This is a genomic window from Kosakonia beeri (genome assembly GCF_054165705.1).
In genome coordinates this window covers 1,898,105-1,913,831 of sequence record NZ_CM135106.1, presented here as the reverse complement: position 1 = coordinate 1,913,831, position 15,727 = coordinate 1,898,105, and the positions used below count along the sequence as shown (strand labels likewise).

Here is a 15,727-nt window from a genome sequence, read left to right as displayed (position 1 = left end):
GATGACTGAATGGATCCAATTCAAATCGCTTCATTAGCCAGTAGCCTTGACTCTTATCAGCTCGATAATCAGGTCAACACGCTGGTCCTGAAAAAAGCGCTGGATAGTCAGAAATCGATAGCGACCGATCTCATCCAGCAGATCCCGCAGTTGCCATCGAACCCGGCAATCGGTCGTAACATTAACACCACGGCCTAATCCGGTTTGCCCGCTGGCGCTTCGCGACATCGCGTCATCCGGTTAAACAGTGCCCAGGCCCGCCTTAGCGCGGGCCTTTTTATTTCCCTTCGCTTGCTTAGCATTCCGGTTCATCGTACCCTTATCAGAATTAAAACCGATCGGTCTAAATGATGAATGGCGTAACAGAGGCAATGCAAAAACCCCGGCGTGGGCGGCCGCCGAAAGTTGAACGCGCGTTCACCGACACCCGCGAAGAGCTGATTCGCTCGGGGCTGGCAGTGATCACCGAAACCGGTTATCTCTCGGCGGGCATTGATGCGGTGATCAAAACCATCGCGGTTCCCAAAGGATCGTTCTACCACTGTTTTAAGAGTAAAGAGGCCTTTGGGCTTGCCGTACTGGAAGCGTATGGCGCGTTCTTTGCCCACAAACTCGATAAGTTTTTACTTGATACGCAGCGCTCTCCTCTGCAACGGCTGGAAGCCTTTGTGCACCATGCCGGGCAGGGCATGGCGAAATACGACTTTCGCCGGGGTTGCCTGGTTGGCAACCTGCTGCAAGAAACACCGCTTCTGCCGGAAACTTTCCCCGCGCAATTGAAAGCCATCCTCAGTGACTGGGAAACCCGCGTCGCGCGCTGCCTGGATCTCGCCTGCCAGCAGGGCGAACTCGCGCCCGATACCGCCACCAAAGCGCTGGCGAGGATCTTCTGGTCCGGCTGGGAGGGTGCCGTCATGCGCGCCAAGCTTTACCGCTCCGTAGAGCCGCTCAATCAGTACTGGGCGTTTTACTGCTACAGCATAAAAAAATCCCCTGACGCACACGCCAGCAAGGGATAAAGCACCTGCACAGGACGGCCTGACACGCCGAAACTCAACCTCATCCGACGAGGAAAACGCAGTCATGAAAGCATTAGTTCTGGAACAGAATGAAAATCAAACCCTGGCGGAAGTGAAAGACGTCGACCTGCCCGCACTTGCCGACGGTGATGTCCGGGTCGATATTGACTGGTCCAGCCTGAATTACAAAGACGCGCTGGCGATCACGGGCAAAGGCAAAATCATCCGCCAGTTCCCGATGGTACCTGGCATTGATTTTACCGGGCGCGTGAGCGAAAGCCGTGACCCGCGCTTTACGCCAGGCCAGGCGGTGATCCTCACCGGCTGGGGCGTGGGCGAAAACCACTGGGGTGGCCTTGCCGCGCAAGCCTGCGTCAAAGGTGACTGGTTAGTACCATTGCCGGAAAGCTTAAGCGCCCGCGAGGCGATGATCATCGGTACGGCAGGGTTTACCGCAATGCTGTGCGTCATGGCGCTGCAAGACGCAGGCGTCACGCCTCAGCACGGTACGGTCGTCGTGACGGGCGCCAGCGGCGGCGTCGGCTGTACTGCCGTCGTATTACTGAAAGCGCTGGGCTACCGCGTGGCGGCGGTGACCGGCCGTGAATCGACCCATGACTTCCTGCGCGAGGCAGGCGCTGATGAGATCCTGCCACGCAGTGATTTTGAACAAACCCGCCCGCTGGAAAAACAGCTTTGGGCGGGTGCCATCGACACGGTGGGCAGCCATGTGCTGGCCAAAGTGCTGGCGCAGACCAATTACGGCGGTTGTGTTGCGGCCTGCGGCCTGGCCGGCGGTTTTGATCTGCCTACCACGGTCATGCCGTTTATCCTGCGCAATGTCCGTTTGCAAGGGGTGGACTCAGTCATGGTGCCTACTGCCCAGCGCGGCGCCGTCTGGCAGCGTCTGGCGGACATTCTGCCCGCGAGCTACTACCAGCAGGCAGCCACGGAAATCTCCCTTGAACAAGCCCCTGCCACCGCGGCTGATTTCCTGCAAAACAAGATCCACGGTCGCACGCTGGTGAAAATCAACGACTAACCCCCGCCCCGGTGCGCTGGCGTGCCGGGTTCTTGCTTTCCCCGTTTTCTCTGAATCCCTGGCATGCGGCTTTTGTTTCACAATCCTGTGACATACTATCGGGAACAGCCGTAGAGCAGACAAGGAGATAACGATGGATAATCAGGGTACAAATTTGACCCCGCAACAGGCACTGGATCAACTGGAGGCGCTGTACGACCGCTCGGTCACCGCCCTGCGTGATGCCATCGGCCTGTATATTGAAAACGGCCAGCTTCCCGACGTCGAAGCCCGTGCCAGGGGGTTGTTCGTCTACCCGCAACTGTCGGTAAGCTGGAACGGCAGCGCAACAAACCCGCCGAAAACCCGTGCTTATGCACGCTTTACCCATTCCGGTTGCTACACCACCACGGTTACCCGCCCGTCGCTGTTCCGTCCCTATTTACTTGAGCAACTGACGCTGCTGTGCCAGGACTACGGCGCGCACATTGAGGTGGGTCTGTCCGCGCATGAAATTCCTTATCCGTATGTGATTGACGGTTCAGCCCTGACGCTGGACCGCTCGATGAGCGCAGGGCTGACGCGTCACTTCCCGACCACGGAGCTGGCGCAAATTGGTGACGAAACGGCGGATGGCCTGTTTCACCCCACGGAGCTTTATCCGCTATCGCATTTCGACGCGCGTCGCGTGGATTTCTCGCTGGCGCGCCTGCGCCATTACACCGGTACGCCGGTCGAACATTTCCAGCCGTTTGTGCTGTTTACCAACTATACCCGCTACGTCGATGAGTTTGTGCGTTGGGGATGCAGCCAGATCCTCGACCCGGACAGCCCTTACGTGGCGCTCTCCTGCGCGGGCGGAAACTGGATCACTGCCGATACCGAAGCACCGGAAACCGCCGTTTCCGATCTGGCATGGAAGAAGCACCAGATGCCGGCATGGCACTTAATTACCGCCGATGGTCAGGGCATTACGCTGATCAACATCGGCGTCGGGCCGTCCAATGCGAAAACCATTTGCGACCACCTGGCGGTGCTGCGGCCTGATGTCTGGCTGATGATTGGTCACTGTGGCGGCCTGCGCGAGAGCCAGGCAATCGGCGATTATGTACTGGCGCACGCTTACCTGCGCGATGATCACGTGCTGGATGCCGTTCTGCCACCGGATATTCCCATTCCAAGCATTGCTGAAGTGCAGCGTGCGCTGTATGACGCTACGAAAGAGGTGAGCGATATGCCGGGCGAAGAAGTAAAACAACGCTTGCGTACCGGTACCGTTGTCACCACCGACGATCGCAACTGGGAGCTGCGCTATTCCGCCTCAGCGCTACGCTTTAACCTGAGTCGTGCAGTCGCGATTGATATGGAAAGCGCCACCATTGCTGCCCAGGGCTACCGCTTCCGCGTGCCCTATGGCACGCTGCTGTGTGTGTCTGACAAGCCCTTACACGGCGAGATCAAACTTCCCGGCCAGGCGAACCGCTTTTATGAAGGGGCAATTTCTGAACATTTACAGATAGGCATTCGCGCGATTGTTCTGCTGCGTGCGGAAGGCGACCGCCTGCACTCCCGCAAACTGCGCACCTTTAACGAACCGCCGTTCAGATAACCCTAAAAGGATTTCACATGCACACTTTCTCTCCGCTTCAGGCTTTGCGCGACCAGCTGGTTGCGCGGGATCTGGACGGCATCATCGTTCCGCGCGCCGATGCTCATCAGAGCGAAGATTGCGCCCCGCACGACAATAAGTTGCAATGGCTGACCGGTTTTACCGGCTCCGCCGGGCTGGCGCTGGTGCTGCGCGACAGCGCGCTGCTGTTTGTCGATGGGCGTTACCAGGTTCAGGTGCGCAACGAAGTGGATCTCAACGCGTTTGCTATTCACCATTTGCATAACGAACCGCTGGATCAGTGGCTCAACACTTCACTGCCTGCGGGCAGCCGTATTGGCTTTGAGCCGCTGTTAATGGTCAACAGTCAGTACCAGGCCTTAAGTGCCACGCACTGCAAGCTGGTCGCGCTCGACGCCGATCCGTTCGAAGCCATCTGGCACGATCGCCCGGCGGCACCCTGCGGGGTGATCCGCGAAATGCCGGTGGCGATAAGCGGTGAAAGCAGCGCTGACAAACGCGCCCGTATTGCACAGGTACTGGCGGAAAAGGGGGTGGATTATCTTGCCATCACCCTGCCGGATAATATCGCCTGGCTATTGAATATTCGGGGTGCCGACGTTGCAATGAACCCGGTGGCACACGCGTTTGCGCTGCTCAGCCGCGACGGCGCAGTCGAGTGGTTTGTTAACCCACAGAAAACGGCTTCGCTCTCTGCGGAACTGCGCTCATCGCTAACGCTCAGCGATTTCGACGCCTTTCTGCCCCGCTGCCAGCAACGGGCTGCCGGGAAAAAGCTCCTTCTTGACAGCGACTTCGCGCCGGTGGCACTGCGTTTTGCTATTGAGCAACACGGCGGTACCGTAGTGTGGGGCGCGGATCCTATTACCTTTATCAAAGCGCATAAAAACGAGACAGAACTGGCCGGTTACCGCGAATGCCACCAGCAGGATGGCGCAGCCTGGGTGAACTTCCTCGCCTGGCTGGCGCATGAAGTCCCTGCGCGCGAGGCAGCAGGCAACCCGGTAACCGAACTGGAAGCCCAGCAAAAGCAACTGGCATTCCGCCAGCAGCAACCGGGGTTTATTGAGCAGAGTTTCAGCACTATTTCCGCCGCAGCGAGCAATGCGGCAATGTGCCATTACCACAGCAGTGAGCAGACCAATAAGGCGCTGAGCCGCGATAATTTCTATCTCAACGACTCTGGCGGCCAGTACCAGAACGGCACCACCGACGCCACACGTACCCTCTCCTTTGGCCCGCTGGATGCGCAGCAGCGCCTGCACTACACGGCGGTGCTGAAAGGCTTTTTGTCGATGTTCACCCTGCAGTTCCCCAGCGGTACGTGCGGTCATCAACTGGATGCTTTTGCCCGCCGCGCCTTATGGGATTTAGGTCTGGATTTCGATCACGGTACCGGCCATGGCGTCGGCCACCAGTTGCTGATCCACGAGCAGCCGCAGCGTATCGCGAAAAAAGTGAATCCGTGGCCGCTGTCTGCGGGCAATATTATGACCATCGAACCGGGTTACTACCTGGCGAATCGTTACGGCATTCGCATTGAAAATCAGGTTGAAGTGGTGGAGAGCCAGCCAGGCTTTTGTCGCTTTGCGTCCCTGACGTTGATCCCTATCGATGTCAGCCAGGTGGAGTGGAGCCTGCTCAGCGATCAGGAGCAGCAGTGGCTGGATGATTACCACCAGCAGGTACGCGACACCCTGTCGCCGTTGGTTAGCAGTGAGGCTCGCCCCTGGCTGTTCGCCGCAACCGCACCGCTGCGCGTTCACGCAAGCTAATGCGCCCCTCGCCGCCACTTTTCGCGTGGCGGCTATTTTACGGTTTACACACTCTCACCCGACGGCATGCGGGTTGCAAAAGCGTGACAGATTACGGCATGGTGTGAGGAGAGAACGAAAACACTCCTGCGGAACAGAAAAAACCGGCCACAGGATAAGAAGCCCGACAGGCGGGTGAAGAAAAGGTACGTAATGAAAACCGTAAGCGTAAAAAATTTACTGATTGGCGAAGGCGCGCCAAAAATCATCGTCTCACTGATGGGCAACGATCTTGCCAGTATCCGTTCGGAAACCCAGGTTTACCAAAACGCCGACTTCGACATCCTTGAATGGCGCGTCGACCATTTTGCCCATGCGACCTCCGTTGACGCAGTACTGGAGGCCGCAGCGATCATCCGGGCGGCATTCCCCGACAAACCGCTGCTGTTTACTTTCCGTAGCGCTAAAGAGGGTGGCGAGCAGGCGCTTGCGGCTGAAGATTATATTGCACTCAACCGCGCCGCGGTCGACAGCGGACTGGTAGATATGATCGATCTTGAACTGTTCACCGGTGATGCGCTGATTAAACCTGCCGTGGCACAGGCCCAGGCGAAAAACGTGCGGGTCGTGATGTCCAGCCATGATTTCCAGACCACGCCGCCTGCGGAAGAGATTGTTGTGCGTCTGTGCAAAATGCAGGAACTGGGCGCGGATATCCCCAAAATCGCGGTGATGCCCCAGAGCAAAACCGACGTGTTGACGCTGCTTAGCGCCACACTGACGATGCAGGAGCAATACGCCGATCGGCCAATTATTACGATGTCGATGGCAAAAACCGGGGTGATTTCGCGCCTTGCAGGGGAAGTGTTTGGGTCTGCTGCCACGTTTGGCGCAGTGAAAAAAGCCTCTGCACCGGGCCAGATCGCCGTGGACGATTTACGCGCGGTGTTATCTATCCTCCACCAGGCCTGACGGCCCCAGGCCGGATGCAGTGATCCGGCCTGGGCACGGCTCCCGGTTAGCCCGCTACTTAGACGGTGAGGATCGCATCCACATCGCCGTCAGGGCGGAGAGCAAACACCCTACCATCAGGTAAACTGCTACCGAATGCCACTCACCGCCAGAGAAGGTTAATAAGGCCGCGGCAATAAACGGGGTAAACCCGCCGCCCACTACGCTGGCGACCTGATACCCCACGCCTGCGCCGCTGTAGCGGTAACCTGCGCCGAACATTTCGGTAAACATTGGCTGCTGCACACAGACCACCATATCGTGAGCGATATTAGCCAGCATGAGCGAGAAGATCACCACGCCCAGAATCGAACGGGCTTCCAGCGCCATAAAAAACGGAAACGCGCTTAATGCCCCCAGCAACGCACCGGTGATATAGATGCGCCGACGCCCGTAGCGGTCTGCCATCCAGGCAAACAGGGGGATGGTCAGGCAACTGATGCCGCCGACCAATAAACCAATATTGAGAAACAGTTCGCGCGGCATGCCGAGATTCTGAGTGGAGTAATTAAGCGCAAAGGCAGTCACGATATACATCGTGAGCAGCTCACACAGACGCAGGGCAATGATCTTCAAAAATGCCCCGGGGTGACGCACCAGCGCTTCAAACACCGGCAGGCGTTTTTTCGCTTTCGGCACCTGCTGGCCTTGCGCCTCTTCAAATTCAGCAGACTCTTCCATGCCGTTTCGCACCCACAGCGCGCCAAGTACCAGCACAATGCTGAACAGGAACGGCAAACGCCAGCCCCAGCTCAGGAACTGCGCGTCGGTGGTAAGCGAGCTGATTAACGACACCAGCCCGGTAGAGAGCAGCAATCCCACGCCATAGCCCACCTGCACGCCGCTGCTGTAAAACGCTTTTTTGCCCGCAGGCGCACTCTCCACTGCCAGCAACGCCGCCCCGCCCCATTCGCCGCCGACGGCGAAGCCCTGAATGGCGCGCAGCATTACCAACAGCGCAGGTGCCCACCAGCCAATGGTCGTAAAGGCAGGCAGAATGCCGATGCAGGCAGTGGCAATGCCCATCATCCAGACGGTCATCATCAACATTCGCTTGCGGCCCAGCCGATCGCCAAAATGACCGAAAATAATGCCGCCCAGCGGACGGAACAGGAAGCCCACGCCAAAGGTGGCAAAGGCCGCCAGCGTGCCCATCGCCGGATCGATCTGCGGGAAAAATTCGCGGTTAAAGACCAGCGCGGCGGTAATGCCGTAGAGTAAAAAATCGTACCAGTCGACGACTGCTCCGGCGAAGCTGCCCCAGGCAGCACGTCGGGCGCGATGAAGTGAAGGTGTCTCCTCATGAGGGCGGGGTGTAACGAGCGTGGAGTCCATAGTTGTCCTGTCCGTTTAAATTCCGAATTTTTTAGTTATTAATATTGGAAGAGGGTTACTCACATCGTGCGCGGCAAAATAAAAGCCGCAACTGAGACTACAGCGACAACCGCCTGCTGAAAACCCTTTTACAGGTACGGAAGCAGGAAAGGGGAATTTCACTCAGGGAAAGTGGATGGGCAGAAGATTATCCGGCCGCAGAAAAGCAAAAAGCCTGCTCAAAAGCAGGCTTTTTAAATTTGGCTCCTCTGACTGGACTCGAACCAGTGACATACGGATTAACAGTCCGCCGTTCTACCGACTGAACTACAGAGGAATCGTGTGAACGGGGCGAATATTAGCGGCGCCCCAGGCCCTTGTCAAAGCCTGATTTCACATTTCAGCGCGTTTGCCGAATTATTCTCCATTCTGTGCAGAACCAGCGCGTTGCAGTGGCGTTTTCTGCGGCCTGGGGTACTTCCACAACCAGCGGCCGCTGACCATACGCCAGTAGAACAACACGCCGCGTACCGCCCAGTCGAGGAACATCCCCAGCCAGACGCCAATCACACCCATGCCGAGCATGATGCCTAATACGTAACCGGCCACCACGCGACAACCCCACATGCCAATCATCGACACCCACATGGCGAAACGGGCGTCGCGCGCGCCTTTCAGCCCGGCGGGTAATACCCATGATGCCGCCCATATTGGCATAAACGCGGCATTCAGCCACAGAAGCACTTTAACGACCTCTTTTACATCCTCTTCCTGGGTGTAAAACGAAGCGAACAGCCCGGCAAAGGGGGCGGTGCCCCAGGCAATGGCAGTCAGCAAAAGCGTCGACAGCCAGAACACATGCCGCAGTTGCCGTTCGGCCTGCGCGATTTGGCCTTTACCCAGCCGTTTGCCGGTAATGATCGTTGACGCGGATCCCAGCGCGTTGCCCGGCAGGTTGATAAGCGCCGCGACCGAAAAAGCAATAAAGTTACCGGCAATAACGTTGGTGCCCATGCCGGCTACGAACATCTGGGTCAGGAGTTTACCACCGTTAAACAGCACCGATTCGATACTGGCCGGGATGCCAATCCCCATCACTTCCCAGATGATGCCGAAGTTGAGCTTTTCGAAATAGCTCTTCAGCGAAATACGCAGTGACGGGTTAAAGCCAATCATCAGCACCCAGATAATCGCCACCGCGCCAATATAACGCGAGATGGTCAGCCCCAGCCCGGCGCCGGCAAACCCCATCCCTTGCCAGCCGAACAACCCGTAGATCAACACGCTACTGATCAAAATATTCAGGATATTCATGCCGCCGTTAATCAACAGCGGGATTTTAGTGTTTCCCGCACCGCGCAGCGCCCCGCTGCCAATGAGCGCAATCGCGGCCGCCGGGTAGCTGATGACCGTCAACTCAAGGTAGGTGAGCGCGAGCGCTTTCACTTCCGCCGATGCCGCACCGGCAATAAAGTCGATGATTTCCGTGCCGAAATAGTGGATCACTGCCGCCAGTACAATGGCAAACAGGGTCATGATTACCAGCGACTGGCGCGTTGCCGCCCTCGCCCGCTCCGGATCCAGCTTGCCAAGACTGAAGGCTACCACCACCGTGGTACCGAGATCGATCGCCGCGAAAAAGGACATCACCACCATATTGAAGCTGTCTGCCAGGCCAACGCCCGCCATCGCCTCTTTGCCGAGCCAACTGACGAGGAAGGTGCTGAGCACGCCCATCATCAGAACGCAGGTGTTTTCCAGGAAAATAGGTACGGCAAGGGGGGTGATTTCTCGCCAGAACAGAACGCGGTAGCTGTTACGTTTTTTATACCAGGGGGTACGCATGGCGGCCTGGCGAAGGGATGTGACGAGGTTCAAAATTTTCCTTAGCCGTGAATGATGAAACCACATTTCAAATAATGGGGGAGAAACCCTGATCGTGCAAAGCTTTTCCTTAAAATTGGCGGCAATAGCGGCAAACTGTCGACGGAATCGGCAGTCAAGCGCGCGCGGCTAAAATGAGGTTTGACAAATGTTTTTTCGCCGCTAAGATAAGCCTCCACACGATTCCTCTGTAGTTCAGTCGGTAGAACGGCGGACTGTTAATCCGTATGTCACTGGTTCGAGTCCAGTCAGAGGAGCCAAATTTAAAAAGCCTGCTTTCGAGCAGGCTTTTTGCTTTTCTGCACGCCCTTCACGCCCTGGTTCAGGTAGTTGCGAGCCGCATCACGAAACCGTATGTTATGCCTCTTCTCTCCCGTTGGGTGATTTTTGCTGTACACATTGAGGAAAAATGGACGCTTTATTTGTCTACGGTACGCTTCGTCCGGGCCAGTCAAATGCCCATATTCTGGAAAGCATCGGCGGCGAGTGGCTACCCGGTTATGTAACCGGTACGTTTTACGAACGCGGCTGGGGCGCTGCGGCGGATTTTCCTGGCATCGTGCTGGATAAAGACGGTGCAAAAGTACCGGGCTTTCTTTTTCTGTCAGCCAGACTTTCGGAACACTGGGCCATGCTGGATGCGTTTGAAGAGGGCTACGATCGGGTCGCGGTTGAGGTCACGACTGCCGATGAACGGCAGATCACGGCATGGATTTATCAGCTGCAGCCCCGTCGCGAGATACCGTAACCATTAACGCGGCGGAAAGTCTTTTTCATAGGCCTGCAAATGGTGGCGAAAAAAGGTTTCATAGATTTGCGCCGAGCGGACTAACGCCGTGACTTCAATGCAGGTTTCGCCCATTTCGGCGGAGTAATCGATGACGGCTATGGCCTGGCAGGAGATCTCAACATGGGTGTCGCAGGTGTAGAGTCGATACACTGCATCAGACGCACCTGGCGTATAAAACGACGTCGGCTCCATGGCGCCATGCACGAAGCCCATTGGCGGATCGCCGGACTCAAGGGCGGTGTAACCAATAATATTTTCGCCGTGTTTAATCGCGTACTGCATGAGCCTCTTCCCGTTATTCATAAGGTTCAAAGCGGTAACCGCGTTTTATCGATTGCGGCTACTGTAGCTAAATCACTCTCTGAAGCATAAAGTGACAGCCACTTATGCTTTTTCCAGGGACGATATATGAAACGTTTACTCTTAACACTGTTGCTGCTTTCGCCCGCGGTGCTTGCTGATGAAACCTTATCCGCACCCGTCACTGCCGCGCTTAAATTTAATCAGTGGTATATCGGGCAGATTGAACAAGATAACTCACCGCTGGTTGATCCTGCTGCGCTGAAACCCTACGTCACACGCGATACGCTGCGGGCGATAAAAACACTCTATTCCGGCGACAGTAATGATAAAGACATGCCGGATATGGATATGTTTACCAAATCGCAGGATTTTGGCGAGGACTGGCAGCAGGTGAGCTTTGTATCCTCTGATTTTGACCCGACCTGTATCCATGTTTACGTTGCCTTTGGCGAGAAAAAAGATCACATCGTGGCCGACTGCATGGTGCAGGAAGACCATAAATGGAAGATCCGTTCGGTGACGTTGATCAAGTAGCACGCCGGGTGAACAGCCGCGTAGCGCCAGTTATTGCGGCTTGTCGGCTTGATGGCGTAACCCGCTAGCAAGCAGGGTGAAGACCTCAATCACCTTTGGCAGCGTTTGCTGCGGATCGTCGCTGGTGGCGATACAAAGGGCCGCATTCAGCGCCGCACTGTTTAACAGATGGGCCGCGACACTGGCGTCCACGGCTTTAATTTCCTGGCGTTCAATCAATGTTGTCAGCGTCTGACGCGTGGACGCAAGGCAGCTATTCTGGCTGGGCCACTGCGCGGGGTCGCCCAGAAACGCGGGGCCATCCAGCAACACGATACGCTGCACTTCCGGGTCCAGCGCCATTTTGATGTAGGCAATCCCCTCCGCCAGCAGACGCGCCCAGTCATCACTCGCACTGGCGGCTGCCGCTTTCGCACGTTGCGCCATTTCCCCGTCGACCTGAGCCACCACAGCAGCGAGTAGCCCTTTTTTATCGCCAAAGTTGTGATAAAGCGCGCCCCGGGTCAGCCCTACGCTGGCGGTCAGTTCATCCATTGATGCTGCGGCAAAGCCTTTTTCGGCAAAGGCTTTTCGCGCTGCCGCGATCATTCTCGCGCGATTCGCTTCCATCGTTTCAATGCGGCGTTTAGCAGCCATACGTCCTCCTGTGGGCAAAATGGGCCAGCTCATTTGACATACGCGGCGTATGTGATAGCTATTTAACATACGCCGTGTATGTTAAATCATTTGGCGGCGTCACGCTTATCGAATTCAACGCTATTTGACCAAAGGAAGCCCTATGATCCCTCGCGAACCCGTTTTTCCTGCCAACCGTCACGCGCTGTATGAGGCACATGGTTACTCTGCTGCAATCCGTTCCGGCGACTTGCTGTTTGTTTCCGGCCAGGTCGGCAGCCGCGCCGATGGCTCACCGGAGCCTGACTTTGCCGCCCAGGTGCGGCTGGCCTTCGATAACCTGCAAGCGACACTGGCAGCCGCTGGGTGTACGTTTGACGATTTGATTGATGTCACGACCTTTCACACCGATCCGCAACAGCAGTTTCCTACCATTATGGCCGTGAAACAGTCCCTTTTTCCCCAGCCTCCTTATCCAAACTGGACCGCCGTGGGCGTCACCTGGCTTGCCGGTTTCGATTTTGAAATTAAGGTGATTGCCCGCATTCCCGCCGGGCAAAACTAAAGGCGTAACGCCTGCCAGGCTTCTGAAAGGCATAGCACGGGATGTAGAGATACCAGACTCACAGGAAAATCATCGTGAGTCTGGATTGCATCAGAACGACCGGGTCAGAGAGGTAACCTGCAAATCAGCGATACCTTCAAGCGCGCGCACCAGTTCCTTAAAGGGCGCGGCCTGGGCGTGGTTTTCGAGCATGCTGGTGGAGGCCCAGCGCTCAATCATCACAAACTGATGATCGTTATCGCAATTGAGATGCAGCTGATACTGCTCGCAACCCGGTTCCCCCTGAACATCCCGTTCAACCGTTTTCAGCGCCTGTAACACCTTTTCACGCGTGCCGGGATGTGCAGTGATGGTGGCAACAATGGTGATCGCATTATGCATGTTGGTATTCCTTTGATGGATAAACATAAGACAAGCATACGCTCACAGCCGGGTCAGATAACCCCTCTTTTTTGGCTAACACCTTAACCCCGGCAGTGAAAATGTGGTCATCGCGCCTCAGCAACCGTTGAGAAACCTGCTGTGGTTTGCCAGGAACAGAGATCAGGATCTACGGGCAAAAAAGGCGGGGAAAGGCCTGTTCCCCGCGTTTATATTGACGACAGTATCAGCTGCCGCGATAGGTGGAATAACCATACTGGCTGAGCAACAGCGGGACGTGATAGGTCGTCGAGGTACTGGTGATATGGAACTCAACCGGAATTTCAGGGAAGAAACTCGGTTGTTTTTGATCGGCGAAGTATTTGCCGGTTTTAAAAATTACCCGGTAATCCCCCGCTTCGAAAGGTTTTTCCGGCCATAACGCCTGAACACGGCCATCCTGATCTGTGCTGGCCGTATTCAGCACCGTCCAGTTTTCCCCCTGCTTCTGCTCGAGCGTTACCGCAACGCCTGCAGCCGGGGTGCCTGTTTGCTGGTTCAGTACATGGACGCTAAGCGGGTTTTTTGCCGCGGCAAGCGTAATGGCAGGGGCAGCAAGCAGTGTGGCAAGGGATAAAGCCGCAACAGTGTTTTTCATCTTAGATTCTCCTGTGTTAATGACCCCGCTGTTATACCTGCCCGGTTACCTGTATTGCCTGTCAGCAAGATGACGATATTGTCATCTGGCGCTGAAACACTGGGGCAGCCAGAAATTTCGTGGCACACTGCCGCCATGAAACTGTTACTGATTGAAGATAACCAGAGAGCCAGCGCCTGGGTGCGGAAAGGGCTTGAAGAAGCGGGCTATATTGTTGATCACACTGCCGACGGGCGGGACGGCTTACATCTGGCGCTGTCGCACCCTTACAGTCTTGTGATCCTGGATATTATGCTGCCCGGTATGGATGGCTGGCAGGTACTGCAAACCCTGCGCACCGCCAGCAATACGCCGGTCATTTGCCTGACGGCCAGAGACTCTGTGGATGATAGGGTTAAGGGGCTGGAACTGGGTGCGAATGATTATCTGGTTAAACCCTTCTCCTTTGCGGAACTGCTGGCACGGGTCAGGAATCAGCTCCGGCAACAGACACCACACGGTACCACGCTGCGCGTAGCCGATTTGGTGATGGACTCGTCGCGCTTGCAGGTGACGCGAGAGGGTAAGCCTATCGCACTGACGCGCAAAGAGTTCATGTTGCTGTGGCTGCTCGCCAGCCGCCACGGTGAGATCCTGCCGCGAACACTGTTGGCCAGTGAAATTTGGGGGGTTAATTTCGACAGTGAAACTAACATTGTCGATGTTGCTATCCGCCGACTGCGCCGTAAAGTCGATGATCCCTTTTCGCATAAGCTCATCATGACGGTAAGAGGTATGGGCTATTGTTTGTCTGAAAAGGGGTCTGGTGATGTATAGCCCTTCACTGACGCTCCGCCTGACGGCCATTTTTACGCTGATTATGGCGCTGGCCTGCGGCGGCATTAGCCTGCTTCTGTATAACGCATTACGCAGCGAGCTGGTGTGGCGCGACGATCAAACGTTGATCAACCGGGCCGCACAATTAAGACAACTGCTTGAAGATGGCGCACAACCTGGCGATCTGCCGCTCTATTTCAACCGTATGGTGGATACCCGCCAGGATATTCTCAGCATCCGTTCGCAGCACGTGCAAAACGTCAGTATCAATCACACCGGTGTGACGATACCTCCTCTCGCCGCGGTGCCGGTAAGCAGCCCACCGAATGAGAAACAGCTACACCGTTGGATCAATGCTGACGGCACAGAAGCCTCGGCGCTAAGCCTGCAGGCCCGTTCACCAACAGGGCCGGTGATCATTACGCTTGCCCGTGTTGCGCGGGAACGCGCCGTAATGCTGGAGCGCTATCGCCAGCAAAGCATTCTGGTTTCCCTGGCCGCCCTTTTGCTGTGTGCCGTTCTCAGCCCGTTACTGATCCGCCGGGGGCTTCGCGCTATTAGCCGGTTGAGCCACATCATGGCGGAAACCGGCAGCGATCGGTTAAGTCAGCCGGTGCCGCTGCCCGCCCTACCAAAGGAACTGCTGCCGCTGGGAGCTGCACTCAATACCATGCGCCAACGTTTGTCGACGGACTTTATCCGTCTGACCCAGTTTGCAGACGATCTGGCGCATGAGATCCGCACGCCGATCAATGTCCTGTTAGGCCAGAATCAGGTAGCGCTGGGCCATGCGCGTTCCGTTGCGGAATACCAGACCCTGCTGGAAGGGAACATTGAAGAACTGGAGGGGCTGTCGAGGCTGACGGAAAACATTCTCTTTCTTGCCCGCGCCACGCATTACAATATCAAGCTCAATAAAGAGACGTTCTTACTCTGTGACGCGCTGGAAACGCTGATCGATTTTCTTGAACCGCTGGCGGAAGAGCGGGAAATGCAAATAGCGCTTAATGCCGAAGGCAGCCTCAGCGCAGACAAAATGCTATTCCAGCGAGCCATTACTAACCTGCTAACCAATGCTATTCGTTATTCGCAAGGCCCAGGGATGATAACGGTCAATACGCGTCATCACACTGAATGCGTAGTGATTGAGATAGCAAACCAGGGCGCTGCTCTGGCCGAGCCGGATAAGGTTTTCGAACGGTTCTGGCGTGGCGACAATGTGCGCCACACGGCCGGAAGCGGGCTGGGGCTGTCGCTGGTGAGCGCCATCGCCACCTTGCATGGCGGCGATGCGTATTACCGGCACGAGAGTGGACACCATATCTTTGGCCTCAGACTGCCTGTGTGAGGTGACGCTGCGGGCAAACGCGCAGGCGGCGGACGAAATGGGTTACATACACTCCTCCTTCGCTGACAAGTCATGTCGTTACCGGTTTACGTGTTTATTGTCTGC

17 protein-coding genes, 2 tRNA genes and 1 pseudogene are annotated in these 15,727 nt (G+C 56.2%); 12 read left to right on the top strand and 8 right to left on the bottom strand.

The window, feature by feature from the left end; all coding sequences use genetic code 11:
• Positions 1–9 precede the first annotated feature (9 nt).
• The 6 genes and pseudogenes from ACUY4S_RS09200 to aroD all read left to right on the top strand — a co-directional run bounded on the left by ACUY4S_RS09200 (position 10) and on the right by aroD (position 6,396).
• Positions 10–198, top strand: a complete 189-nt coding sequence (locus ACUY4S_RS09200) for a YjfB family protein (protein WP_312692457.1) — start codon at positions 10–12, stop codon at positions 196–198.
• A 152-nt stretch (positions 199–350) separates the two neighbouring features.
• Positions 351–1,062, top strand: a pseudogene (acuR, locus tag ACUY4S_RS09195) (acrylate utilization transcriptional regulator AcuR); the annotation flags it as partial.
• A 21-nt stretch (positions 1,063–1,083) separates the two neighbouring features.
• A complete protein-coding gene (gene acuI / locus ACUY4S_RS09190; RefSeq protein WP_458023444.1) occupies positions 1,084–2,061 on the top strand; it encodes an acrylyl-CoA reductase (NADPH) in 978 nt (325 codons plus the stop codon).
• Between the two features lie 133 nt (positions 2,062–2,194).
• Positions 2,195–3,649 (top strand): AMP nucleosidase, encoded by a 1,455-nt coding sequence (locus tag ACUY4S_RS09185; RefSeq protein WP_458024257.1) that lies wholly within the window; start codon positions 2,195–2,197, stop codon positions 3,647–3,649.
• Positions 3,650–3,666: 17 nt separating this feature from the next.
• Positions 3,667–5,445 carry an aminopeptidase P family protein gene (locus ACUY4S_RS09180; protein WP_458024256.1) on the top strand — a complete coding sequence of 593 codons (1,779 nt, stop codon included), beginning with the start codon at positions 3,667–3,669 and terminating at the stop codon, positions 5,443–5,445.
• 192 nt (positions 5,446–5,637) lie between these two features.
• Positions 5,638–6,396 (top strand): type I 3-dehydroquinate dehydratase, encoded by a 759-nt coding sequence (gene aroD / locus ACUY4S_RS09175; RefSeq protein WP_312692451.1) that lies wholly within the window; start codon positions 5,638–5,640, stop codon positions 6,394–6,396.
• Positions 6,397–6,450: 54 nt separating this feature from the next.
• Here aroD and shiA read toward each other — a convergent pair whose 3' ends face one another.
• From shiA to ACUY4S_RS09155, 4 genes are all read right to left on the bottom strand, one after another.
• On the bottom strand, positions 6,451–7,770 hold the full coding sequence (gene shiA / locus ACUY4S_RS09170) for a shikimate transporter (RefSeq protein WP_458022565.1): 1,320 nt from the start codon (positions 7,768–7,770) through the stop codon (positions 6,451–6,453).
• A gap of 240 nt (positions 7,771–8,010) precedes the next feature.
• Positions 8,011–8,086: transfer RNA gene (locus ACUY4S_RS09165), tRNA-Asn, on the bottom strand.
• 80 nt (positions 8,087–8,166) lie between these two features.
• Positions 8,167–9,660 carry an EmmdR/YeeO family multidrug/toxin efflux MATE transporter gene (locus tag ACUY4S_RS09160; RefSeq protein WP_312692447.1) on the bottom strand — a complete coding sequence of 498 codons (1,494 nt, stop codon included), beginning with the start codon at positions 9,658–9,660 and terminating at the stop codon, positions 8,167–8,169.
• Complete coding sequence (locus tag ACUY4S_RS09155) at positions 9,636–9,812, bottom strand: DUF5951 family protein (protein WP_409429838.1); 177 nt, start codon at positions 9,810–9,812, stop codon at positions 9,636–9,638. The genes ACUY4S_RS09160 and ACUY4S_RS09155 overlap by 25 nt, the downstream gene beginning before the upstream one ends.
• A 5-nt stretch (positions 9,813–9,817) precedes the next feature.
• Between ACUY4S_RS09155 and ACUY4S_RS09150 the strand changes: the two genes are divergently transcribed.
• Positions 9,818–9,893: transfer RNA gene (locus tag ACUY4S_RS09150), tRNA-Asn, on the top strand.
• Positions 9,894–10,042: 149 nt separating this feature from the next.
• Positions 10,043–10,381 carry a gamma-glutamylcyclotransferase family protein gene (locus tag ACUY4S_RS09145; protein ID WP_312692445.1) on the top strand — a complete coding sequence of 113 codons (339 nt, stop codon included), beginning with the start codon at positions 10,043–10,045 and terminating at the stop codon, positions 10,379–10,381.
• A 3-nt stretch (positions 10,382–10,384) separates the two neighbouring features.
• Here the strand turns inward: ACUY4S_RS09145 and ACUY4S_RS09140 are convergent, their stop codons facing one another.
• Entirely contained in the window at positions 10,385–10,705 is a 321-nt protein-coding gene (locus ACUY4S_RS09140) for a hypothetical protein (RefSeq protein WP_458022566.1), read from the bottom strand.
• Between the two features lie 126 nt (positions 10,706–10,831).
• Between ACUY4S_RS09140 and ACUY4S_RS09135 the strand changes: the two genes are divergently transcribed.
• Positions 10,832–11,260, top strand: a complete 429-nt coding sequence (locus ACUY4S_RS09135; protein WP_458022567.1) for a DUF3828 domain-containing protein — start codon at positions 10,832–10,834, stop codon at positions 11,258–11,260.
• Between the two features lie 30 nt (positions 11,261–11,290).
• On the opposite strand, the gene ACUY4S_RS09130 is transcribed toward ACUY4S_RS09135, so the two are convergent.
• Positions 11,291–11,896, bottom strand: coding sequence for a TetR/AcrR family transcriptional regulator (locus ACUY4S_RS09130; protein ID WP_312692439.1), 606 nt, complete (start codon positions 11,894–11,896; stop codon positions 11,291–11,293).
• Between the two features lie 142 nt (positions 11,897–12,038).
• Here ACUY4S_RS09130 and ACUY4S_RS09125 point away from each other — a divergent pair, with 142 nt between their 5' ends.
• Positions 12,039–12,440: a RidA family protein gene (locus tag ACUY4S_RS09125; RefSeq protein ID WP_312692437.1), complete on the top strand. Its 402-nt coding sequence runs from the start codon at positions 12,039–12,041 to the stop codon at positions 12,438–12,440.
• A 90-nt stretch (positions 12,441–12,530) separates the two neighbouring features.
• On the opposite strand, the gene ACUY4S_RS09120 is transcribed toward ACUY4S_RS09125, so the two are convergent.
• Together ACUY4S_RS09120 and uraH are read right to left on the bottom strand one after the other, a co-directional pair.
• Complete coding sequence (locus ACUY4S_RS09120) at positions 12,531–12,821, bottom strand: putative quinol monooxygenase (RefSeq protein ID WP_458022568.1); 291 nt, start codon at positions 12,819–12,821, stop codon at positions 12,531–12,533.
• 226 nt (positions 12,822–13,047) lie between these two features.
• Positions 13,048–13,458 (bottom strand): hydroxyisourate hydrolase, encoded by a 411-nt coding sequence (gene uraH, locus ACUY4S_RS09115; protein WP_312692433.1) that lies wholly within the window; start codon positions 13,456–13,458, stop codon positions 13,048–13,050.
• A gap of 135 nt (positions 13,459–13,593) precedes the next feature.
• On the opposite strand from uraH, the gene hprR reads away from it, so the two are divergent.
• Together hprR and ACUY4S_RS09105 are read left to right on the top strand one after the other, a co-directional pair.
• Positions 13,594–14,274: a response regulator transcription factor HprR gene (hprR, locus tag ACUY4S_RS09110; protein WP_312692431.1), complete on the top strand. Its 681-nt coding sequence runs from the start codon at positions 13,594–13,596 to the stop codon at positions 14,272–14,274.
• Entirely contained in the window at positions 14,267–15,622 is a 1,356-nt protein-coding gene (locus tag ACUY4S_RS09105; RefSeq protein ID WP_312692429.1) for a heavy metal sensor histidine kinase, read from the top strand. The genes hprR and ACUY4S_RS09105 overlap by 8 nt, the downstream gene beginning before the upstream one ends.
• Positions 15,623–15,727: the final 105 nt, after the last annotated feature.